This is a genomic window from Nocardia sp. NPDC051900 (assembly GCF_044452545.1).
GTDB classification, from domain to species: domain Bacteria; phylum Actinomycetota; class Actinomycetes; order Mycobacteriales; family Mycobacteriaceae; genus Nocardia; species Nocardia sichangensis.
Genome location: NZ_JBITBU010000004.1, coordinates 32,765 through 55,266 on the forward strand (window position 1 = coordinate 32,765; position 22,502 = coordinate 55,266).

The following is a 22,502-nucleotide window of genomic DNA, read 5'->3' on the forward strand; positions in this document are numbered from 1 at the left end:
GCCACCAGTTCGCGGGCCTTCTCGCGCAGCGCGGCCGGTACCCGCTCGGATACACCGGGTCGCCCGGGGCGTAGTTCTTCGGTGCGGACGAACTCCGCGGCCGAGTCCAGCTTCCGCCGGTACTCCGGGTCGGCCTCGAAATCCCAAGCGCCGGTCAGCCTTTCGTGTCCCGCGCGGTACCGGTCACCACGCCGTCGAGCAAAGTGGTCGCGAGGATGTCGGCTATCTCGCCGGGGGAGCGGCCGCCGTGCGGGCGGTACCAGAACGACACCGTGTTCAACATGCCGAGCACGCTGTTGGTGACGACGTGGTCGTCGGTGCGCAACAACCCCTCGGTGTGACCGGCGTCGATGACGCGTTGCCAGCAGTGCTGCACCCGGTCGCGCAGGTCTTGCAGTTGCGCGGCGCGCTCGCCGGTGAGCGCGCCGACGTCGCGCAGCTGGATGGCCACCTCGCGCTGATGCCGCACGATCAGCCGCACGTGACTGTCGATCAGCTTGCGCAGCTTGGCGACCGGATCGCCGGGCCCGTCGGCGATCTGTTCGGCCTCGGTCAGCATGAGCTGCGTGTAGTCGCGCAGGATCTGCCAGAGCAGCTCTTCTTTGGAACCGATGTGGTAGTACAGCGCGCCGCGCTGCACGTCGGCGCGCTCGCCGACCTCGGCCACACCGGTGCCGTGGAAGCCCCGTTCGGCGAACAGGTCGATCGCGGCCCGCACGATCCGCGCCCTGGTGTCGCTCGCGGTCGATTCGGCCGCGGGCGGACGGCCCCGCCTACGGGACGGTGCGGTCATTTCGACGGGTCCAGCACGATCTTGCCCACCCCGTCGGCCCGCTCGGCGAACATCCGGTAGGCGGCGGGCCCGTCGGACATCGGAAGGTGGTGGGTGACCACCGCCTCGGGCCGCAGCCTGCCGCCCGCGGTGAGCTCGAGCAGCGCGGGCAGTTCGTACTGGATCGAGCACAGTCCGATGTGGAATTCGAGGTCCTTCACCTGCGCCGCCATCATGTGGAACGGATAGGCGCGGTTGTGGCTCACGCCGATCACACTGACCCGGCCGCCGTGCCCGACGGCGCTGATCGCCAGCTTGATGGTTTCGTCGGCCCCGACCGCCTCGATCGCGACATTCGCTCCGCCGCGCAGCGTTTCGCGGATCGCCTGCTTCGGATCGTCCGATTCGACCGGCTCCGCGCCGAGGTCGGCGGCGCGCTTGCGGCGTTCGGCCAGCAGGTCGACGCCGAGTACCCGCGCCGCGCCCATCGCGAACGCGGACTGGACCGCCATGAGACCGACCGGGCCGAGACCGATCACCACCACGGTGTCGCCCGGCGCGATCCGGGCGCGCCGGGCCCCGTACCACGCGGTGGGCGCGTTGTCGGTGAGCACGACGGCGGCGGTGTCGCTCACCTCGTCGGGCAACTTCGCCAGATTGCCCGCGGCGTGCGGGACGGCGAGCAACTCGGCCTGGCATCCGGCCAGTGCGCCGCCGAGCCCGTAGCAGGCATCCACCGGCAACGGATGGCGAGCGCACGCGGTGACGATCCCGGCGCGGCACTGCGCGCAGCTGTCGCAACCGGCCGAGGCGGCGACCAGCACGCGGTCGCCGACGGAGAACCCGCGGGTGTACGGCCCCACTTCCACGATCTCGCCGACGGCTTCGTGCCCGACGCCGTAACCGGCGCCGGCGACGAATCCGTGTCCGGCGTAGATGTGCAGATCGCTGCCGCAGATGCCCGCCGCGGTGACCCGGACGATCGCGCCGTCGGGGCCGGGCAGCGCGGGATCGGGCCGGTCGCCGTACGAGATCTGTCGCGGTCCGTCATAAGTCAGCGCCTTCATCGCCATCCTCCGTCGATCGGGAGGGTGGCGCCGGTGCAGAACGCCGAGGCCTCGGTGGCGAAGAACAGCGCCGCACCGACGATCTCCTCCGGCCTGCCGACCCGGCGCAGGGCATTGTGTCTGGTGAGTTCCGCGCGCAGCTCGTCCGGCCACGCCGTGGCGATGTCGGTTTCGAAAGGCCCGCACTGGATGGTGTTGACCCGCACGTTCGGCGCGAACGTCTGGGCCAGCCCTCCGGTCAGTGCGTTGAGACCGGCCTTGGCCGCCGAATAGGGGACCGCGAAGGGTTCCGGCCGGATCGCCTCGATCGAGGAGACGTTGATGATCGAGCCGCCGCCGTCGGCGGCCATCCGGCTGCCGATCAGAGCGGACAACCGGAACGGTCCTTTGAGGTTCACGCCGATGACCTTGTCGAACAGCGCCTCGGTGACCTGGTCCAGGCTGGGGTACAGCGGCGAGAGGCCCGCGTTGTTGACCAGCACGTCCACCCGGCCGAACGTGTCGTAGACGGTCTGCACCAGGGCGTCGCACTGCGACCAGTCGCTGACGTTGCAGGCCACCGGCAGGGCGCGGCGGCCGAACCGCTCGGTCACCTCATCGGCCAGCGCGGCGCAGCCGTCCAGCTTGCGGCTTGCGATCACCACGTCCGCGCCCGCTTCGGCGAACGCGAGCACCATCTGTTTGCCCAGCCCCCGGCTTCCCCCGGTGACGACAACGACCTTGTCGGTGAGTGGCACCTTGACTCCTGCATCTCCGAAAATGTTCCGATCAGTACATTAAATCCGGCGCGCGTTACGATCAAGGGGCTGTCCGGCCGACCGCCGACGGCTCACGACCCGCCGGGCGCAACGAACAGCTCACCTCGGCGTGGCGACGGATTCGGGCACAGGCATGGGCGACCCGGCGCGCGGTTACACCGCTACCCACGGGTAACATGACACTGTTTTCCCACTCGGTTTTCTCGGAAGTGAGGCAGTAGATGACAGAGCGGATTCAGGTCGGCGGGCTCCAGGTGGCACGCGTTCTCCACGAGTTCGTCGAGAACGAGGCGCTCCCCGGTTCCGGCGTGGATTCCGCCGCGTTCTGGGCCGGCGCCGAGCAGGTCATCAATGATCTCGCTCCGCGCAACCGCGCTCTGCTGGCCGAACGCGACGAGATCCAGGGCAAGGTCGACGCCTGGCACGCGGAGCACCCTGGCGCGAACTACGACAAGGCCGCCTACAAGAACTTCCTGACCGACATCGGCTACCTGCGGCCCGCGCCCGCCGATTTCCAGATCACCACCCAGAACGTCGACGAGGAGATCGCCGTGACCGCGGGCCCGCAGCTCGTGGTGCCGGTGATGAACGCCCGTTTCGCGATCAACGCCGCCAACGCGCGTTGGGGCTCGCTCTACGACGCGCTCTACGGCACCGACGCCATCTCCGAGGCGGGCGGCGCGGAGAAGGGCACCGGCTACAACAAGGTGCGCGGCGACAAGGTCATCGAGTGGGCGCGCAACTTCCTCGACGACTCGGTCACCCTGATCACCGGTTCGCACATCGGCTCGACGTCCTACAAGATCGTCGACGGCGAGCTCGAGGTCGGCCTGGAGGACGGCACCAGCATCGGTCTGGCCGACGCCTCCCAGCTGGTCGGCTACCTCGGTGATCCGGAGGCGCCGAGTTCGGTGCTGCTGAAGCACAACGGTCTGCACATCGAGATCCAGATCGACCCGCAGTCCCCGATCGGCAGCACCGACACCGCGGGCGTCAAGGACGTCGTGCTGGAGTCCGCGGTCACCACGATCATGGACTTCGAGGACTCGGTCGCCGCCGTGGACGCCGAGGACAAGGTGCTCTGCTACCACAACTGGCTCGGCCTGATGAAGGGCGACCTCGCCGAGAAGGTCACCAAGGGCGAGAAGACCTTCACCCGCACCATGAACCCCGACCGCGTGTACACCGCGCTGGACGGCGGCGAGCTGGCGCTGCACGGCCGTTCGCTGCTGTTCGTGCGCAACGTCGGTCACCTGATGACCTCCGACGCCATCTTGGACGCCGAGGGCAACGAGGTGCCCGAGGGCATCATGGACGGGCTGATCACCTCGCTGATCGCCAAGCACAGCCTGGCCGACGACGTGCAGCTGAAGAACAGCCGCACCGGCTCGGTCTACATCGTGAAGCCGAAGATGCACGGCCCGGACGAGGTCGCGTTCACCGACGAGCTGTTCGGCCGGATCGAGGACGTGCTCGGGCTGAGCCGCAACACGCTCAAGGTCGGCATCATGGACGAGGAGCGCCGCACCACGGTGAACCTCGCGGCCTGCATCCAGGCCGCCGCCGAACGTGTGGTGTTCATCAACACCGGCTTCCTGGACCGCACCGGCGACGAGATCCACACCTCCATGGAGGCCGGGCCGATGGTCCGCAAGGCGGACATGAAGTCCCAGCAGTGGATCCTGTCCTACGAGGACTGGAACGTCGACACCGGTCTCGCCGCGGGCCTGCCCGGCAAGGCGCAGATCGGCAAGGGCATGTGGGCCATGCCGGACCTGATGGCCGACATGCTCACCCAGAAGATCGGTCACCCGCGCGCGGGCGCGAACACCGCGTGGGTGCCCTCGCCCACCGCCGCGACCTTGCACGCGACGCACTACCACCTGGTCGACGTGTTCAAGCGGCAGCAGGAGATCGCCAAGGGCGGTCGCCGCGCCACCGTCGACGAGATCCTCGAGATCCCGCTGGCCGCCGCGCCGAACTGGACCGACGAGGAGAAGCGCCAGGAGCTGGACAACAACTCGCAGTCCATCCTCGGCTACGTGGTGCGTTGGATCGACCAGGGCGTCGGCTGCTCCAAGGTGCCCGACATCAAGGACGTCGCGCTCATGGAAGACCGTGCGACGCTGCGCATCTCCAGCCAGCTGATGGCCAACTGGCTGCGCCACGGCATCGTCAGCGCCGATGAGGTGGTGGCCAGCCTGGAGCGGATGGCCCCGGTCGTCGACCGGCAGAACGCGGGCGACCGGAACTACCGGCCGATGGCGCCGGACTTCGCGGGCAGCATCGCGTTCCAGGCGGCCAAGGAACTGATCCTGGAGGGCGCCAAGCAGCCCAACGGGTACACCGAGCCGATCCTGCACCGCCGTCGCCGTGAGGCGAAGGCGCTGGCCTGCGTCTAGTCTCCGTGTGTCGCGAATCCCCCGGTCCCGTCGGCCGGGGGATTCGCGCTTTCGCGGGCGACCAGGAGTTTCGACTCTTGTATATCGGTCCGTTACCCTGGGGGCCGCACGAGATCGTCGATTTGTGAGGAAGATTCATGGGAAGCGTTGTGCTCGACATCGTGGCATTGGTCGTTAATCGCGCGGCGATGTTCTGGAATTGGATGGCCACCGGATCGGCGGGCTTCCCTCCGCTGTGAACGTGCGGTCCACGATCTGCTGCGAGTAGTGAAGTCCCCTGGTCAGGTGTGCTGGCCGGGGGATTTTCTATTCCGGCCGGAATCGGGAAACGTTCCGAATTGTTTGTTTTCACACCGGTGGATCTCGCTGCCTGGTGAAGTGCGTAGTCATCGGTGCCGGAATTCGCCGGACATCTGGACCATGCGAACTCGGGCGCGGTCTCCGGAATTGGACCGCGCGAGCTTTCCGCCCGCTTCCCGCGTCGCTGTGATCGTCGGTGCCCCGGGGGATTTCGCCGCCGATCCCGCGCGCGAAGCTCCTGCCCCTCGTATCTTGAACACGTGAACTCCGCAGGGTCCGTGCGCACACGGTCGCGTATTCCTCGTTGGTTCGTTCTGTGGATGGGGCTCCTGACCGCCCTGGTCGCGCTCTGCTGCGCGGCGCTGTTCTGGCAACTCGCGGCGGAGGGCACGTTCCCGACCCTCGTCGTGCTCTGGGCGGTGCTCGGTGTGCTCGGCGGGATCGCCGTCCTGTTCGGACTGCTCGGGCTGCTGCGCTACCGTGCCGTGTTCCACAGCCTCGCCTCGCCCGTGCTCATCGCGGCCCTCGTGGCGTCGGCCCTCTACGACGTCCCGGAGGACACCGGCTGGGGCCTCTCCCGTGGGATCCTCGAAGACCAAGCCGTCGACTGCGCGCACTCCGGCCACCGCAGCCGCCTCGGCGTCTACACGATCACCTTCATCACGCCCCGCGACGGCGGCTGCCTGTTCTACACCCAAACGGGCGACTCGAATTCGGAGGGCTTCGCCTTCTTCCGCGACCCGGCCACCCCGCCGCACCTCGGCCCGCCCGCCACCAACGGCATCGAATACGCCGCTTTCGACGGCCAGTGGTACCGCTTCGTCGACACTCACTGAGCGCGGTCGGCAGATTCGGGGGACGGATCACCATTCGAACGGGAGCGGTCGGCGGGGCTCGATCCAGAGCGCTTCGGCGAGGGCACACAGCGTTCCGTCGCTTCGTGACAAGGCCACGCCGACCGTGTGCTTGCGGCCGTCCGATGAGATCGGCCACCCGTAGGACAGGTAGGGGTCGCCGGCGCGGACCGGTTCGAGCTGCGTGGCGGTGAGAGCGGCGGTGACCGCTCCGGGGCGCAGATCGCGCAGCGCCATCGCGGCCCAGCCGCCGGGGCAATCCAGAGCGGACCAGACGTTCTCGGTGGGCAGCAAGCCATCGGGTCCGGCGAGCGCGGGATCCGGTGTCCAGGCGGCGATGACCATGTCGTGCGTGGACATGGCCCAAGGCGACAAGCGCAATCCACGTCCGGGCGCGCAGGCCGCACCGCAGCCGTAGCAGTGGCTCATCTTGCGCAGCGCGCCTGCGGTCGCGCTCGCCGCTCGAGCCTGTTCCCAGCTGGGCGCGGGCCGCGGCGTGACCGTGACCGTCGATGGGGACGCTTCGGCGAGTACCGCACCGTCGAGGTCGGTGAGTGACGCGCCGCCGGAGCCGTCGGCCGCCAGTACCAGCGGAGTGTCCACGGACACGCCGCGGCGGAAGTCGACGCGCACCTGCGTGGCGCCGCTCGCGGCGGCGAGCAGTCCCGCTACATACCCGCCGAACGCCACACCCGGGTATCCGCGCACGTGCGCGGGCACCTTGATCGCATCGGTCCGAATCATCTGTTGCCCAACCTCTCCCGGCCGACGATCATGACCCGGTTCAGCCGACCATACCGTCGCGGTGTCGCCGGGCCGTCGCCGGGCCACCTGTCGACGCAGGTCGAGGGGACGACGGAATATCCGACGCTCCGCACGCTGTTGCGCCGACATGTGACGAACGCTGGAATGAACGTACTGATCGTGTACGCCCACCCGAAGCCGGACTCACTCACCGGCGCTCTGAAAGACGTTGCGGTGCGCCAGTTGCGGGCGGACGGGCACGAGGTGCGGATCACCGACCTCTACGCGATGGGGTGGAAGGCCGCCGCCGATACCGACGATTTCGGCGCGGCCGAGGAGCCCAACTTCATGCTGGCCTCGGGTGCGGCCTACCGCGACGGGACGCTGAGTCCCGACATCCGCGCCGAGCAGGAGAAACTGCTGTGGGCCGACGCCGTCGTCCTGCATTTCCCACTCTGGTGGTTCGGCATGCCCGCGATCATGAAGGGCTGGGTGGACCGGGTTCTCACCTGCGATTTCGCCTATGGAGCCGGGGGTAAGGCGTTGCCCAGATATGGGGCGGGCGTCCTGGCCGGGCGGCGCGCGATGCTGGTGGTCTCGGTCGGGGGCAGGCAGCCGTCCTACTCCGATCGCGGGATCAACGGCCCCGTCGAGGATCTGCTGTTCCCGATCCACCACGGCATCCTCTACTACACCGGCATGGACGTGCTGCCGCCGTTCGTGGTGCACGACACGATCCGCCTCGACGCCGCGCGCTTCGACGACGTCGCGTACGACCTGCGGCGGCGGATGTCGGAGCTGGCCGAACTGGAGCCGATCCGGTACCGGCCGCAGGGCGGCGGCGACTACGACCGGACTCTGCGTCTCGTGGCTGGTCGCGAAGCGCGGGGAGCGACCGGCTTCGGATTGCACGTGGCGTCGTAGCCGCCCGGGTGATCAGGGCGGCAGTGGGGTCGCTCCGCGCTGGGTGAGCAGCATGCCCATCACCCCCGCCTCTTGGCCTTGCCCATGGATCATGGAACGCGCGATCTCTTTGACCGGCCCGGAGCCCAGGAGACCGTCGGCGGCCTCGGCCATCGCGATACCGCCTTGGTGGTGGCGAAACATCAGTTGAAGGAACAGTATCTCCGCGTTCCGGCCATGTGCCGCTGCCAGATTGTCCAGTTCCGCCGTGCTCGCCATCCCGGGCATCAGGGGCGCCGTCTGCGCGGCCGTCGCCTGATGGCCATGCGCCGACGCGTCCGCGCCGTGCATCCACGCCATCGGGTGTACGGAGCTGGGCGGCGCGTCCGCCAGGCGCAGCCAGCCGAGCATGGTGCCGATCTCCAGGCGCTGTGTGCGGTCGAGTTGTTCGGCCAGCCGGGCGACCGCCGGATCGACCGAGCGATCCAGCCGCTGCACCATCAGCAGCGCTTGCTGGTGATGGGTGGTCATGTCCTGTACGAAGCCGATCTCGACATCGGTGAGCACCGGTGCGGCGGAACGACTTTCCGGAAACACCAGCGGCCGCAGAGCGGCGCCGAGCACGAGCAGCGCGAAGGCCGCCGAGACCAGGGCGGCGGTCGACATCCAGCGCCGCATCGCTACGACCCGACGATCGACCGCTGGTCCGCCGGTGGCGAGTACACGTCGTCGTCCAGTCGCAGCACCATGAACCCGTTGTCCGAGCATGCGACGTACAGCTGTGATCCGCGCCATTCCGGTGGTGAGAAGCACCAGTCGGTGGACACATCGCCGAAGGCGAGGCGGCCGGTGCGCGGGGTGGTGGCGTCCAGGGGGTTGAACTGTCCCTCCAGTACGGCGCGCACCGCCGGAGGGGTGCTCATGAGCGGAACGCCGATGAGCGAGGCGAGCGCGTGCGGCGAGTTCCACAGGCTCATGTTCTGCCCGGTGCGGGCGGGCGGGTTGTAGTAGGCGATCTCGCGGATGGCGTAGGGGTCGCGGATGTCGAACACCCGGATGCCGGAGGAGATCCATCCGCAGGCCAAGGCGGTCGGGTTGTCCTGCCGGTCGGCGGCGCAGTAGTGCGATTCGTAGGCGAAGGCGGAACCACCCATCGACGAACCGATATTGCTGTCGATGTGCTGCGGCAGGTTGATCTCGAGCTTGATCTTGTTGGCCACCCTGGGCGCCGTCTCGTCGGAGATATCGATGAGTTTGACGCCGCCGGAACCGCCTTCGTCGACGGTGTAGAGGTAGGGCTTGCCGTCGTAGAAGACCGGGATGCTGTGCTGGGTCGCCCAGCCGTCCGTCCAGAACACCCGGCCCAGATGGTGCACCTGCGGGTTCGGGTCGCGGCGCTGCACCGCGCTGACGTCGAGGACGGTGAATCCGCCGAGCGCGGAGATGTACATCCGATCGCCGTCCGGGCTGATGCCGAATCCGTGCGCTTCGATGCCCGTCAAGCCCTGCCACACCACGTGCGGGTCGGCGGGGTCGCTCAGGTCCACCGCGCTGACGAAGCCGGGCGCGACTCCGGAGGCCCAATAGGTGTTGCCGTCGGGGGAGAAGCCGCCCTCGTGCGTGGTGATCGGCAGCGGCATCGCCAGATTCGTCCCCGGACCGGGATTGAGCAGCCGCGGATGCGCGCAATCGGAGATGTCGTAGACCGACAGGTAGCCCACACCCTCGCCGACCGGCACGCCGGTGCCGACCAGCAACTTGCGCTCGGTGTTGACCTTGAGGCTCTCCCAGGTGCCCGCGAGCATCGCGGGCTCGGTCAAAGTCGCCGTCGGACGCGGATTCGCCGGATCGGACACGTCGAGCACCTGGACGCCACGGCCCTCGCTGATCAGGTCGCCGGGAAAGAACGAGCCCAGATAGGCGCAATGCTCGAAGCTGGTGGAGGTGATGCCCGCGCCGCGTCCCGCGTAGCCGCCGACGTAGGAGATGTTGCACCGGTAGCCCTGCGTGCTGCGCCCGCTGTCGCGGTCGGCGGCGGTGACATCGCCTTGCAGTCCGCTCTCGGGGGCGGCGCCGGGGCCGCAGTCGGCGCGGGGAACCGAAGTGCGCCCGACGTCGAGGAACTCCTCGACCGCGTTACGAACGTCCGATGGCGGATCGGCCGAAGCGCTCACGGGCAGCAGCACGGCCGTAACCATGCCGATGGTGAGCAGAGCCAGCGGTTCGGCACGGCACAGTCTGGCCAACGGGCGCATCGTCGCGACCCCCCAACTTCGTCGTCGAGATTGGCTACCCACGGTGACTGGGACAGTCACCGCTGAACTGACTGAATGGTAATGATTTCCGTCGGCCCGAGGGTGAGTTTCGTCGAATCGCAGACGATTCGCGAAGTTTTCCGGTCCGCGTGGTCAGCGCGACTGGGTCGGTCCGGTGCCGAGCGTGGCCGAATTCGGGTGCTCCGACAGGAGTTCGTCGCAGGCACCCAGGAAGACGCGTCGTAGTCCGGCTGCGCGTTCCGCCAACTCGGCCTGGGCGCGGACGTACTCCGCCCGCCCCGAGGGTGTCTCGATGCGAACCGGCTGGTAACCGAGGCCGGACAGGTCGTACGGGCTGGCGCGCATGTCCAGTTCCCTTGCGGCGCAAGCCAACTCGAAACAATCCAGGAGCAGCTCCGACGAGATCAGCGGGACCAGCTTGAAGCCCCACTTGTACAGATCCATATTCGCGTGCAGACAGCCCGGCTGTTCGCGACGCAGCTGGTCGGCTCGGGTGAGCGGCTCGGCGTTGCGGCCGACGGCGTCCGGGGTGAAGAAGCGGTAGGCGTCGAAATGCGTACAGCGCAGCGACATCGTGTCGAGCACGCTGTCGGTGCCCGCGCGTCCCAGCCGCAGCGGCACCCTCTGGTGGCGGATGTCGTCGGTGCGATACACCATCGCCCATTCGTGCAGCCCGAAGCAGGACAGATGAGCGGGCCGGGACGCGGTGGCACGCAGCAACTCCGCGACGAACGCGACGGTATCGCGGCGTTTGTCCAGGTATGCGGGATCGGCGGTGCAGAAGCCCGCAGCGCCGGAATCGGTGACCACGTGGTGATACCCGCGCGCATCGCGGTATTCGGCGGCATCGGCCATCCCGATGCCGTATCCCGGATGCCAGCGCCGCAACTGGGCGGGTTTGTGCCCGTAGTAGGTGAACAAGAAGTCGATCACCGGGTGCGACGAACCTTGCGCCCGCCGCTCGAGATAGGGCCCGACCAGATCGTCCAGCCGGACCCGGTGCGCGGCGGCGGACTCCCGCCATCGCGCACCGGACAACACCCGCATGGTCATCGCACCCCGCGCGGGCACGCTGCCCGAATCGTCATTCGCCCACCCGATGCGTTCCGTCTCGGACGGTGCCGACGAATTCCTCCACCAAGTCCTCCAAGGCGACGATGCCGGTGGTGTTGCCCCGGTCGTCGACCACGCGGCCGAGATGGCTGTTGGTGCGCCGCAGCCGCGCCAGCGCCTCGTAGAGCGTGGCGCCCATGCCCACCGTAGGCAGCGGGCGGATATCGGTGCGCGGTATCGGCGTCCCCGGACCGGCGCTCTCGTCGGCGACCTTGTCGAGCACGTCCTTGACGTGCAGGTAGCCGACCAGCGAGCCGTCGTTCGCCCGCACCGGGAACCGGGAGAAACCCGTCTCGGCGACTGCGGATTCGATGTCGCCGAGTGTGGTCCCGTTGCCGCGCAGCGGAATCGATCGGGTCGCGTCCAGCGGCACCATCACGTCGGCGACCACCCGGTCGCTGGTGCCGAGCGCCTGCGTGAGGCGGCGATGCTCCTCCTCGTCGAGCAGCCCCTCCGAGCGGGACTCGCCGATCATCTCGGCCAGTTCCACCGTCGACACGGTGGCCTCCAGCTCGTCCTTCGGCTCGACCCGCAGCAGGCGCAGCGACAGGTTGGCGGCCAGGTTGTACAGCGCGATGAGCGGGCGGGCCAGCCGCAGCCACATCAGGTGCACCGGCACCAGCAGCAGCGCGCTGCGCTCCGGCCCGGCCAGCGCGATGTTCTTCGGGATCATCTCGCCGAACAGGATGTGCAGGATCACCACGATGGTCAGCGCCAGCGCGAACGCCACCGGGTGCAGCAGTTGCTGCGGCAAGCCGAGTAGGTCGAACGGGCCTTCCAGCAGGTGCGCTACGGCGGGCTCGCCGACGCGGCCGAGCAGGATCGAGCAGATGGTGATGCCCAGCTGCGCGGCGGCGAGCATCATCGAAAGGTTCTCGCCCGCTCGGATGACGGTGTTCGCGTTGCGCTTGCCCTGCGCGGCCAGCGCTTCAAGCCGGTCGCGGCGGGCGGAGATGAGCGCGAACTCGGCGGCGACGAAGAACGCGTTGCCTGCCAGCAGCACGACGGTGAGCAGGACGCCGAAGAGGTCACCCATGGCTGTGCTCCTTGGTCGCGAGGGCGTCGGCGTCCACCGGGATCAACCGGACCCGGTCGATGCGCCGTCCGTCCATGCGCTCGACCCGGGCGATCCAGCCGCCGGAGCCGTGGTTCTCCGGCGCCGTCCACTGCTGCGAGCGAGGGTTGGGCAGCACGACTTCGTCGCCGGGCACCGGGATGCGGCCGAGCCGGGTCAGCACGAGGCCGCCCAGCGTCTCGTACTCGCCCTCCGGCGCGTCGTACCCGGTGGCCCGGGAGACCTCGTCGATACGCAGCAGGCCCGAGCAGTCCCAGCCGTCGGAGACGCGCCGTACGTCGCGCTCCTCCTCGTCGTGCTCGTCGCGGACGTCGCCGAGGATCTCCTCGATGATGTCCTCCATGGTGACCAGGCCCGCGGTCCCGCCGTACTCGTCCACGACGAGGGCGACCTGCATGCCGTCGGCGCGGACCCGTTCGAGCACCTCGTCGCCGTCCAAGCTGGCGGGCACGATCGGCACCGGCTGGGCGAGCCGGTAGAGGGGGGTCGTCCGGCGCGCGTGCACTGGGCGGGTGAAAGCCTGCTTGACGTGCACGAAGCCGAGGGTGTTGTCGAGATCGCCGTCGATCACCGGGAATCGGGAGTAACCGGTGCGGCCCGCCGCGTCGATCAGATCGGCGATGGTGTCGTCCTTGTCGAGCGACTCGATCTTCACCCGCGGAGTCATCAGTTCTTCGGCGCTGCGCTCGCCGAACTGCAGCGAGCGGTCCATCACCTGGGCGGTGGGCTGGTCGAGCGCGCCGCGCAGCGCTGACGTGCGCACCAGGGAGCCGAGTTCCTGCGGCGAACGGGCCGAGCGCAACTCCTCGGCGGGCTCGACGCCGAGCCTGCGAACCACCCAGTTGGCGGTGCTGTTGAGGAAATGGATCATCCACTTGAACACCACCGAGAAGCTGACCATCGGTCCGGCCGTGACGCGGGCGGTGGCCAGCGGCTTGGCGATGGCGATGTTCTTGGGCACCAGCTCGCCGTAGATCATCGACAGCGAGGTGGCCAGGATCAGCGCGAGCGTGAGCGCGACGCCGCCCGCGGCGGCTTCGCTCAGCCCGATGCCGGCGAACACCGGATGCAGCAGCCGGGCCAGTACCGGCTCGGCGATATAACCGGTAATCAGCGTGGTGATGGTGATGCCGAGCTGGGCGCCGGACAGCTGGAACGACAGCGTGCGATGCGCCTTGCGGACCATGCGGGCGCGGACGTCACCGGTGCGGGCGTGCGCCTCGACGGTGCTGCGCTCCAGGGCGGTAAGGGAGAATTCCGCGGCGACGAACAGGGCCGTGCCGACGGTGAGTGCGATGAATCCGATCAGGCTGAGCGCGGTGAGCGCGACGGACATGGTCAGCACCACCCGAACGGTGCTGCGTGACGGCCTGTGCGGAATGGGACTACTGCGGGGAGGGGGACGCCGGGTCGGTCACCCGGCTCGATAGAGGAGCCCTCCTGTGCGGCGCCCTCGGACGCGGGTGACAACTGGATCCTTTCGCAAACGAGTCGTGGTGCCGGTGTCCGGCAACCACCATGCTACCGGCCCACGTGCCGAGTGGCGTGGGCCGGTGCCGGTGCGATGCGTGTGTCGGCGCTCACCAACCGCTGGGCAGCGGGCGGCCTTCGGCGAATCCGGCCGCGGACTGCACGCCGAGCACGGCCTTGTCGTGGAATTCGGCGAGCGTCCGTGCTCCCGCGTAGGTGCACGCGCTGCGCACACCGGAGCAGATGTGGTCGATGAGGTCCTCGACGCCGGGACGCTCGGGGTCCAGCCGCATCCGCGAGCTGGAGATGCCCTCTTCGAACAGTCCCTTGCGCGCTCGGTCGAATTCGCTGTCGGAGGCGGTGCGGGCGGCGACGGCCCGCTTGGAGGCCATGCCGAAGCTCTCCTTGTACGCGTTGCCGTCGCGATCGACCCGCAGGTCGCCGGGGGACTCGTAGGTACCGGCGAACCAGGAGCCGATCATCACGTTGGACGCGCCCGCGGCCAGCGCGAGCGCCACGTCGCGGGGATGGCGCACGCCGCCGTCGGCCCAGATGTGCACGCCGAGTTCCGCGGCGGCGGTGGCGCATTCGGCCACCGCGGAGAACTGCGGGCGGCCGACGCCGGTCATCATCCGGGTGGTGCACATGGCGCCGGGGCCGACACCGACCTTGACGATGTCGGCGCCCGCCGCCGCGAGATCCCTGGTGCCCTCGGCGGAGACGACGTTGCCCGCGACCAGCGGGACTCCGAGCCCGAGATCGCGCACGGCGGTGAGCGTTTCGAGCATCTTGGCCTGGTGTCCGTGCGCGGTGTCGATGACCAGCAGGTCGGCGCCCGAATCCACGAGGGACTTGGCCTTGGCGGCCACGTCGCCGTTGATGCCGACCGCGGCCGCGACGCGCAGCTTGCCCGCGGCGTCGACGGCGGGCTGGTAGATGCCCGCGCGCAGGGCGCCGGTGCGGGTGAGTACGCCGGCCAAGGTGCCGTCCTCGGCGGTGAGCACGGCGAAGTCGGCGTGCTCGGCGTGCAGCAGGTCGAACAGGTCACGCGGGGTGGTGGTCGCGGGGGCCCGCACGAAATCGGTGACCGCGACCTCGCGGAGCCGGGCGAAGCGGTCGACGTCGGCGCAGGCGGCCTCGGTCACCACGCCGACCGGGCGTCCTTCGTCCACCACCACGACCGCGCCGTGCGCGCGCTTGTGCATCAGGGCGACCGCCTCGGAGACCGAACGGTCGGAGGCGAGGGTGACCGGGGTGTCGGCGGTGAGCGAGCGGCTCTTGACGAAGGCGATGGTGTCGGCGGCCGCGGTGATCGGCAGGTCCTGGGGGAGGACCACGATGCCGCCGCGGCGGGCCACCGTCTCGGCCATTCTGCGCCCGGCCACGGCGGTCATGTTCGCCACGACGATGGGGATGGTGGTGCCCGACCCGTCGGTCGTCGACAGATCGACGTCGAAGCGCGACGCGACGTCCGTCCGATTCGGGACGAGGAAGATGTCGTCGTAGGTCAGGTCGTACGGCGGCTGATGACCGGGAAGAAAGCGCACTCGACCGATGATATCCGCGCGCCGACCGGTGTGCGCCGTTCTGCCCGGGGCTCGACAGTGCGGATATGCGGTGCGTCGTCTGTCCCGTCGGTCTTTCTTCGCCTGTGGGCTCAGGCGGCGGCTTGCGAGCGGGAGAGCATGATCGTCGCGGCGGCCATGACGAGCACCGCGCCTCCGGTGATGACCAGTCCCGCGGTGTCCGTCCGCAACCGCTCGTCCAGCACGGCGATGCCGATGAACGCGGCGGCCAGTGGCTCGACGACCGTGACGGCGGGCAAGGAGGCGGTCAGCGGTCCCGCGTGATAGGCGCGCTGCTGCAGGTAGACGCCGGTGACACCGGCCCCGATGAGTGCCCAGGTCTGCCAGCCGCTGAGCACATCCCCGAGACCGTGTTCGAACAGGTCGGTGACGTAGTCGGTGAGCGCGGCGGCGAGTCCGTAGAGGGCGCCGCTCGCGGCGCCGATCAGCAGCGCGCGCCACGCCGGGTCGCGCGCGGTGATGCCACCGGCGGTGGCGGCGGCGATCAGGCCGAGCAGGATGCCCAGGGGCACGAGCCAATCTCGCAGTGGCGCATCGGTGTTGCCCTCGGTCGGATTGCCGACGAGCAGGAAGCAGGCCAGCGCGGCGGTCAGCGCGAGGGCGGTCGCCCAGGTGCGCGGCGCCACGCGGCGGTCGTTGAGCCGAGCGGACATCGGTAGCGCGAACACCAGCGCGCTCACCAGGATCGGCTGCACCAGCAGCACCGCGCCCAGGGTGAGCGCGACGACCTGCATGGCGTATCCGCCCGCGTCGCCGACGACGCCCGCCCACCAGCGCGGGGTACGCATCAGCGAGCGGATCAGCGACGCGCCCTCCGGCACCGCGGCCGCCGCGTGCTGTTGCGCGACCGCGGCGACCGCGAACAGCAGCGCAGCGAGCAGGGCGCAGAGGACGGCGGCTGCCGCGTGAGTCGACACGTTCTAGTTTGCTCCGCGATTGCCCCGCTTCGGTGACTGCTGCGCGCGTACGGCGCGTCGCCGTGTCCGGCCCGGCGTGTCGCCGGAGGCGTGCCCTGCGGCGCGTCCGGAGAATCCGCCCGCCGTAGCGGAACGGCGGTGGGACGCACCCTCGACCGAACCCGCACTGTGCCCGGCGGAGCTGCCGGTGGCGGGCTTCCCGGCGACTTTCGCCTGGCCGCGACGACGCCCCGGCGCGGTGACCGATTCACCACCACGGCTCGGCACCGAGCCCGACCGGGACTGCTTCGCCGCACCGGCGCCGCGGCCACCGGCCTGAGCTGTCTCCGCACGCCGGTTCGCTTGACGCCGTGCGGGTTTCGTCGCCGGGGTGGTCGCGGGCGCGGCGGAAGCCGGAACCACCGGAGTTCCGGACGGGCGGCGGGCACCGGTGATCTCGACCAGGGTGCGGTCGCCGGGACGGACCGCGACTCCGTCCACTTCGACACCCGCCTTACGGGCCATCGACTCGACGTCGCGGCGCTCTTCGTCCATCACCAGCGTGACGACCACGCCGTCCTCACCCGCGCGGGCGGTGCGCCCGGCCCGGTGCAGATAGGCCTTCGGCTCCGGCGGCGGATCGACATGCACGACGAGGGAGATCCCGTCGACGTGGATGCCGCGCGCGGCGACGTCGGTCGTGACCAGCACCGGCACCGAGCCGTCGGCGAACGCGGCGAGGGTGCGGGTGCGATTGTTCTGCGCCTTGCCGCCGTGCAGCGCGCCCGCGGCGATGCCCGCCCCGCGCAGCTGTTTGGCGAGCCGGTCGGCGCCGTGCTTGGTACGGACGAACATGATGGTCAGCCCGTCGCGGGCGGCGATCTCGGTGGCGACCGCCCGCTTGGTCACCTTGTCGCCGACGTAGAGCAGGTGATGCGACATCGTGGTGACCGAGGCCGACGGCGGTGCGGTGGAATGCGTGACGGGAGAGCGCAGGTAACGCTTGACCAGCTTGTCGACCTCGCCGTCCAGCGTGGCCGAGAACAGCAGGCGCTGACCGTCGCGCGGCGTGCGGTCGAGCAGCTTGGTCACCTGCGGCAGGAAACCCATGTCGGCCATGTGGTCGGCCTCGTCGAGCGCGGTGATCGTCACGTCGGACAGATCGGCGGATCCCTGGGTGAGGAGGTCGGCGAGCCGTCCGGGCGTGGCGATGAGCAGGTCGACGCCGCGGGCGAGCCGGTCGGCTTGGCGTTTGATCGGGGCGCCGCCGACCACCGCGGCCACGCGCAGGCCGAGCGAAAGCGCCGGTTCGTCCAGTGCCCGCTCGATCTGTGCGGCCAGCTCGCGGGTCGGCACCAGGACCAGTCCGCGCGGGCGGCCCGGCTTGGCCGCGGCGCCGGCCAGCCGGGTGAGCATCGGGAGGCCGAAGGCCAAGGTCTTTCCGGAACCGGTCGGCCCGCGGCCGAGCACGTCCTTGCCTGCCAGGACGTCGGGCGTCGTGGCGGCCTGGATCGGAAACGGCGTCTCGATGCCGTCGCGTCGCAGTGCCTGGACGAGCACGGCGGGCAGGCCCAGACCCGCGAAGGTCGCGGGGGGCGCCGCGGCGACGGTGGTCGAGGGGGTCACGAGGAGGATGTGCCTTTCGTCGCACGGCGCGTTCCACGCGGATCGCGCTGTTCGGTGGGATGGAGAACGGTGCGCGATGCGGTTTCACCGCGCGGTGGCGCGGGCGATGACGCGCGCCGGGTAAAGCGAGAGGATGCGGCCGACCGGAGGCGGGCCGAAGGTTCAGGATACGTGCCGGGGAGTCAGCCGTGGAACAGCCGACTCAGTTCCACGAGCCAGGGTACGGCCACGGCCTGCGTCGGCACCACCAAGATGGCGGCCGAGCCGAGGTAGGCGGCCGTGGCGATGCGCAGGTCCCCGATCCGGCCGCTCAGCCGCTGGATGCGGATGAGCGTGGTGGGGCCGCCCGCGGCGAGCGCGCCTTGCGGCGCGGTGGACTTCGCGCAGGCGACGAGGGCGCGGGCCAGCGGCTTCGGTCCGGTGACCTTGACCGCCGAGTCGTCCGCGAGCAACTCGATGAGCAGTTTCACCGAGCCGAGCGCCGCCTTGCTGCGCACCACCCGGGGGAACGCCTCGTGCACGGCCGTGAACGCCTCCAGCACGAGATCGTGCCTGGCCCGCAGGTGCGAACGTTCGTGGCTGACGATGGCGGTGACCTCGGCGTCGGCGAGATTGGTCAGAGTGCCTTCGCTGAGCACGACGCGCTGGCGCAGGCCGGGCAGGCAGTAGGCGATGGGCTCGGTGGCGGCCAGCACCCGGATGTCGGCCGCGCGCCGGTGCGGACCGCTCTGGTCCAGCAGGTCGACGAGCATGCGGTGGCGCGACCGCCGCCTGCGGGTGTGCACGCCGACCCGGATGATCGCGTAGATCAACCGGGCGCCGATCAGCAGCGTGAGCGCGAAGACGAACACGTACGCCAGCCACAGCGGCAGGCCGAGCGCGTCGATCTCCCTGGTCGGCGCGGTGGTCGGGCGGCCGTCGGGACCGGGCACGAGAAGCTCGGCGGCGATGGCCAACCCGGAGCCGAACGCGCTGAGCACGGCTGCGAGCGCGATGGCCTGCCAGAGCACCAGCGCTGCTCGGGGCGTCCGGTAGGTCCAGGTCGCCCGGCTGAGCAAGGCCGGGGCAGGCCCCGCGAGAAGCAATGCCAGTCCGGCGAATACCGGCGCGGTTGCGTTCATCGACTCAGCTCACTGCGTTGTGGGGCCAGGGCGCCCGAGGAGTCTACTGCGGCGGGGGCGGCGAGTCCTCGGTTGCTTCGAGCTTAGCGAGTGCTTCGCGCAGAGCGGCAGCCTCGTCCTTGCCGACCTGTTCCACGAAGTGCACCAGGGCCGCGGCACGGCTGCCCGCCGCGTCGGCCTGTTGCAGGGCGTCGACCATCAGGCTGGCCACGAGTTCGTCGCGGGTGTGCACCGGCGCGTAGCGGTGCGCGCGGTCGTCGCGCCGCTGGACCACGAGGTTCTTCTTCGCGAGGCGTTGCAGCACGGTCATCACCGTGGTGTACGCGAGCTCACGGCGTGCGGCGAGCGCCTCGTGCACCTGCCGGACCGTTTGTGGTTCGTCGGCCGACCACAACTGGTCCATGACCGCTTTCTCGAGTTCACCAAGACCTGCCATTCCCTAATTTTAGGTACTCAACGACGAGGATGCGTACTACAGGGTGTCGTAACTATGGAATAGCTGGTGTGTCATTTCTCATACGGCGTGGTCTCGGGCGTTGTGGCAGCCGGTCCGCCCACCTTTCCGCGCACGTGCCTGGCGCCGATCGGCACGATCATCGGGCGGCCCGACACCGGGTCCTCGAGCACCCTCGCGTCCAGGTCGAACACTTCGCGCAGCAGCTCGACCGACACCACCTCGCCGGGGGCGCCCGCGGCGACCACGCGTCCGTCGCGCATGACGACCAACTGGTCGCTGTAGCGGATCGCGAGATTGAGATCGTGCAGCACCATCACGACGGTGCGGCCGAGATCGGCGTGCAATCGGTCCACCAGGTCGAGCACCTCGATGGAGTGCGCCAGGTCCAGATAGGTGGTCGGCTCGTCGAGCAGCAGGATGTCGGTGCCCTGGGCCAGTGCCATCGAGATCCAGGCGCGCTGGCGCTGGCCGCCGGACAGCTCATCGAGCGGCCGGCCGGCGAGGTCGGCGATCCCGGTTTTTTCCAGCGCGGTCGTCACCTCGGATTCGTCGGTTCCCGACCACTGCCGGAACCAGGACTGGTGCGGGTGGCGTCCGCGGGCGACCAGATCGGCGACGGTGAGCCCTTCCGGCGCGATCGGCGACTGCGGCAGCATGCCGACGACGCGGGCGATGTCCTTGGTCTTCATCGTCGAAATAGCCTTGCCGTCCAACAACACTCGGCCTTCTCGCGGGCGCAGCAGGCGGCCGAGCGAACGCAGCAGGGTGGACTTCCCGCAACCGTTGGGCCCGATGACGGTCGTGACGACGCCGGGAGTGACGGTCAAGCTCAGCCCGTCGACGATCACCCGGTCGCCGTAGCCGAGTGTGACCGCCTCGGCGCCGAGCCGGTGCGCAGGAGCGCTCGCTCGCTCCGTGGCGTCAGGGGTGGTGATGTCCGCGATCGTCATGACAGCGTCGCCTTCCGGTTCATACGCACGAGCAGGTACAGCAGGAACGGCCCGCCGAATGCCGCGGTCACGACGCCGAGGGGAAGGTCGACCGGAAACGCCGTGCGGGACGCGGCATCCGCGCCGACCACCAGGATGGCGCCGGTGACCGCGGCGCCGACCAGCGGCTCGCCCGGTGTGCGCAGCAGGCGTCGTGCGATCTGCGGCGCGGCGAGGGCGACGAAACCGACCGGCCCGACGGCGGCGGTGGCCACCGAGGCGGCCACGACCGCCGCTCCGATCAGGACGGCCTGCTGGGTCTGGATGCGCACCCCGAGCGCACGCGTGGTGTCGGACCCGAGGCGCAGCGCGGCGAGCGTGCGGGCGCAGGCGAGCGCGACGAGCGCGGCGATTCCCGCGGCGATCGCCGCGGGACCCAGGCGCGCGTTGTCGGCCGCGTTGAGCGATCCGTTCAGCCACAACTGCACGCGCTGGGCATCCGCCAGGCTGGCGCGGGTGAGCAGCCAGCTGATCCCGGCGGTCAGCAGGGCGTTCACGCCCACGCCGATCAGCACCAGCCGCAGCCCGGTGGCGCCGTACGCGCCGGTGGCGGTGCGTCCCCAGGCGAGCAGGTAGATGGCGACGGCGGTGAGCAGCCCGCCTGCCAGGGCCGCCACCGGCGCGCCGACCGAAGCGGCCAGGCCGGTGCTCGCGCCTCCGGTGCCGACCAGCACCGCGACCGCCCCCAGGCTCGCGCCCGAAGTGATGCCGAGCATGTCCGGCGCGGCCAGCGGGTTGTGCAGGATGGACTGGGTGACGGCGCCCGCGAGCCCGAGCGCGAGTCCGACCACGAGCGCGGTGAGCGCGCGCGGCAGCCGGGACTGCAGCACGATGAACCGCTGAGCCTTGGTGCCGCCGCCGGTCAGGACGTCCAGCACGCGCCCGAGCGGTAGATGGGACTCGCCCACCGCGACGTCCAGGCACAACAGTGCGAGCGCCAGCGCGATCAGGACCGCGACGATCAGGATCATCCGCGGTCGCAGCACCGTCGACACCGGCCCGACGCGCAGCGCGGGGCGGGCACTCGAGGCTCGCAGCGAGATCGTCACAGGTTCACCAGCTTTCGCCTGCGCGCGAACGCGAGGAAGAACGGCACGCCGAGCAGGGCCACCACTACGCCGACCTCCAGTTCGCCGGGGCGAGCCACCACCCGGCCCGCCACATCGGCGATCAGCAGTAGCAACGCGCCGAGCAGCCCGGAATAGGGAATCAGCCAGCGATGGTCGGGCCCGGTGATCGTCCGCGCCAGATGCGGGACGACCAGGCCGAGGAAGGCGATCGGCCCGACCGCCGCCGTCGCCGCGCCCGCCAGCAGCACGACGGCCGCCAGGCCGAGCGCGCGGCTGCGGCCGACATGCACGCCGAGCCCACGCGCGACGTCGTCGCCGAGGCCGATCAGATTCAGTCCGGGCGCCGCCAGCACCGCCAGCAACATGCCCACGGCCAGGAACGGCAGTACCTGCCAGAACACCGCGGCGTCGCGGCCGGCGACGGCGCCGATGACCCAGAACCGGTAGGTGTCCAGCGCGGCGGCGTCGAACAGCACGACGGCGTTGGTCATGGCCTGCAGGAACGCGGTGACCGCCGCACCCGCGAGCACGAGGGTCAGCGGGCTCGCCTTGCCGCCGCCCACGGACGAGGTCGCGAACACCGCCACCCCCGCGATCAGCGCTCCGGCCAGCGCGAACCAGATGTATTGCTCCGGCGCGGCGAAGGCGAACAGGTACACGCTCAACGCGGCCAGGAACGCCGCACCCGCGTTCAGTCCGAGCAACCCGGCGTCGGCGAGCGGATTGCGGGTGTAGCCCTGGACGAGCGCGCCCGCGATTCCCAAGGCCGCCCCGCAGACCAGTGCCAACGCGGTGCGCGGCAGCCGCAGCCCTCGCACGATCTCTTCCTCGGTGGAACCGGCTGCGCAGGTGAAGGGTCCGCCGGGGCAGGTGAGCGCATGATGCACGGCGTCGTAGACGGTCCCGGGCGTGAGCGAGCGGGCGCCCACCGCCACGCCGGCCAGCACGGCGAGCAGCAGCAGGACGGTCGAGACGAGAAGTCCGGAAAGACGTCGCCGCCTCACGGTGGCAAGAGAAGTCACG

20 protein-coding genes are annotated in these 22,502 nt (G+C 70.0%); 3 read left to right on the forward strand and 17 right to left on the reverse strand.

The genetic code is table 11. The features are described 5' to 3' along the window. Positions 1–154 precede the first annotated feature (154 nt). From ACIA5H_RS07375 to ACIA5H_RS07385, 3 genes are read right to left on the reverse strand one after another with little or no spacing between them, the layout of a single operon-like run. Positions 155–793, reverse strand: a complete 639-nt coding sequence (locus ACIA5H_RS07375) for a TetR/AcrR family transcriptional regulator (protein ID WP_397074570.1) — start codon at positions 791–793, stop codon at positions 155–157. Beyond that, positions 790–1,839 (reverse strand): zinc-binding dehydrogenase, encoded by a 1,050-nt coding sequence (locus tag ACIA5H_RS07380; protein WP_397074572.1) that lies wholly within the window; start codon positions 1,837–1,839, stop codon positions 790–792. The genes ACIA5H_RS07375 and ACIA5H_RS07380 overlap by 4 nt, the downstream gene beginning before the upstream one ends. Then, the gene (locus tag ACIA5H_RS07385) at positions 1,836–2,576 is read right to left on the reverse strand and encodes an SDR family oxidoreductase (RefSeq protein ID WP_364436637.1); all 741 of its coding nucleotides are present in this window, start codon (positions 2,574–2,576) and stop codon (positions 1,836–1,838) included. The genes ACIA5H_RS07380 and ACIA5H_RS07385 overlap by 4 nt, the downstream gene beginning before the upstream one ends. A 242-nt stretch (positions 2,577–2,818) precedes the next feature. Here ACIA5H_RS07385 and ACIA5H_RS07390 point away from each other — a divergent pair, with 242 nt between their 5' ends. Together ACIA5H_RS07390 and ACIA5H_RS07395 are read left to right on the forward strand one after the other, a co-directional pair. Next, complete coding sequence (locus tag ACIA5H_RS07390; RefSeq protein ID WP_397074575.1) at positions 2,819–4,999, forward strand: malate synthase G; 2,181 nt, start codon at positions 2,819–2,821, stop codon at positions 4,997–4,999. A gap of 620 nt (positions 5,000–5,619) precedes the next feature. After that, the gene (locus ACIA5H_RS07395; RefSeq protein ID WP_397074577.1) at positions 5,620–6,135 is read left to right on the forward strand and encodes a hypothetical protein; all 516 of its coding nucleotides are present in this window, start codon (positions 5,620–5,622) and stop codon (positions 6,133–6,135) included. A 27-nt stretch (positions 6,136–6,162) separates the two neighbouring features. Here ACIA5H_RS07395 and ACIA5H_RS07400 read toward each other — a convergent pair whose 3' ends face one another. Beyond that, positions 6,163–6,897 carry a hypothetical protein gene (locus tag ACIA5H_RS07400; RefSeq protein ID WP_355078483.1) on the reverse strand — a complete coding sequence of 245 codons (735 nt, stop codon included), beginning with the start codon at positions 6,895–6,897 and terminating at the stop codon, positions 6,163–6,165. A gap of 165 nt (positions 6,898–7,062) precedes the next feature. Between ACIA5H_RS07400 and ACIA5H_RS07405 the strand changes: the two genes are divergently transcribed. Further along, entirely contained in the window at positions 7,063–7,821 is a 759-nt protein-coding gene (locus ACIA5H_RS07405; RefSeq protein WP_397074579.1) for an NAD(P)H-dependent oxidoreductase, read from the forward strand. 12 nt (positions 7,822–7,833) lie between these two features. Here ACIA5H_RS07405 and ACIA5H_RS07410 read toward each other — a convergent pair whose 3' ends face one another. The 13 genes from ACIA5H_RS07410 to ACIA5H_RS07470 form a co-directional block, all read right to left on the reverse strand. Further along, positions 7,834–8,466, reverse strand: coding sequence for a DUF305 domain-containing protein (locus tag ACIA5H_RS07410; RefSeq protein WP_397074581.1), 633 nt, complete (start codon positions 8,464–8,466; stop codon positions 7,834–7,836). A 14-nt stretch (positions 8,467–8,480) separates the two neighbouring features. Further along, the gene (locus ACIA5H_RS07415) at positions 8,481–10,055 is read right to left on the reverse strand and encodes an LVIVD repeat-containing protein (protein ID WP_397074583.1); all 1,575 of its coding nucleotides are present in this window, start codon (positions 10,053–10,055) and stop codon (positions 8,481–8,483) included. Between the two features lie 153 nt (positions 10,056–10,208). Beyond that, complete coding sequence (locus ACIA5H_RS07420) at positions 10,209–11,123, reverse strand: 3-methyladenine DNA glycosylase (protein ID WP_397075038.1); 915 nt, start codon at positions 11,121–11,123, stop codon at positions 10,209–10,211. A 37-nt stretch (positions 11,124–11,160) separates the two neighbouring features. After that, the gene (locus ACIA5H_RS07425) at positions 11,161–12,225 is read right to left on the reverse strand and encodes a hemolysin family protein (RefSeq protein ID WP_355078479.1); all 1,065 of its coding nucleotides are present in this window, start codon (positions 12,223–12,225) and stop codon (positions 11,161–11,163) included. Beyond that, positions 12,218–13,600, reverse strand: a complete 1,383-nt coding sequence (locus ACIA5H_RS07430; protein ID WP_355078547.1) for a hemolysin family protein — start codon at positions 13,598–13,600, stop codon at positions 12,218–12,220. Before ACIA5H_RS07430 ends, ACIA5H_RS07425 begins: the two co-directional genes overlap by 8 nt. Before the next feature lie 244 nt (positions 13,601–13,844). Further along, positions 13,845–15,281 carry a GuaB1 family IMP dehydrogenase-related protein gene (locus tag ACIA5H_RS07435; protein WP_397074585.1) on the reverse strand — a complete coding sequence of 479 codons (1,437 nt, stop codon included), beginning with the start codon at positions 15,279–15,281 and terminating at the stop codon, positions 13,845–13,847. Between the two features lie 110 nt (positions 15,282–15,391). Then, positions 15,392–16,237: a DMT family transporter gene (locus ACIA5H_RS07440; RefSeq protein WP_397074587.1), complete on the reverse strand. Its 846-nt coding sequence runs from the start codon at positions 16,235–16,237 to the stop codon at positions 15,392–15,394. A gap of 3 nt (positions 16,238–16,240) precedes the next feature. Further along, positions 16,241–17,842, reverse strand: coding sequence for a DEAD/DEAH box helicase (locus ACIA5H_RS07445; RefSeq protein WP_397074589.1), 1,602 nt, complete (start codon positions 17,840–17,842; stop codon positions 16,241–16,243). Positions 17,843–18,024: 182 nt separating this feature from the next. After that, positions 18,025–18,963 (reverse strand): M56 family metallopeptidase, encoded by a 939-nt coding sequence (locus tag ACIA5H_RS07450; protein ID WP_355078475.1) that lies wholly within the window; start codon positions 18,961–18,963, stop codon positions 18,025–18,027. A gap of 43 nt (positions 18,964–19,006) precedes the next feature. Next, a complete protein-coding gene (locus tag ACIA5H_RS07455) occupies positions 19,007–19,399 on the reverse strand; it encodes a BlaI/MecI/CopY family transcriptional regulator (RefSeq protein WP_043690252.1) in 393 nt (130 codons plus the stop codon). Positions 19,400–19,470: 71 nt separating this feature from the next. Beyond that, on the reverse strand, positions 19,471–20,370 hold the full coding sequence (locus ACIA5H_RS07460; RefSeq protein ID WP_397074592.1) for an ABC transporter ATP-binding protein: 900 nt from the start codon (positions 20,368–20,370) through the stop codon (positions 19,471–19,473). After that, positions 20,367–21,458 (reverse strand): FecCD family ABC transporter permease, encoded by a 1,092-nt coding sequence (locus ACIA5H_RS07465; protein ID WP_397074594.1) that lies wholly within the window; start codon positions 21,456–21,458, stop codon positions 20,367–20,369. The genes ACIA5H_RS07460 and ACIA5H_RS07465 overlap by 4 nt, the downstream gene beginning before the upstream one ends. Further along, complete coding sequence (locus ACIA5H_RS07470; RefSeq protein WP_397074596.1) at positions 21,455–22,501, reverse strand: FecCD family ABC transporter permease; 1,047 nt, start codon at positions 22,499–22,501, stop codon at positions 21,455–21,457. Before ACIA5H_RS07470 ends, ACIA5H_RS07465 begins: the two co-directional genes overlap by 4 nt. Position 22,502: the final 1 nt, after the last annotated feature.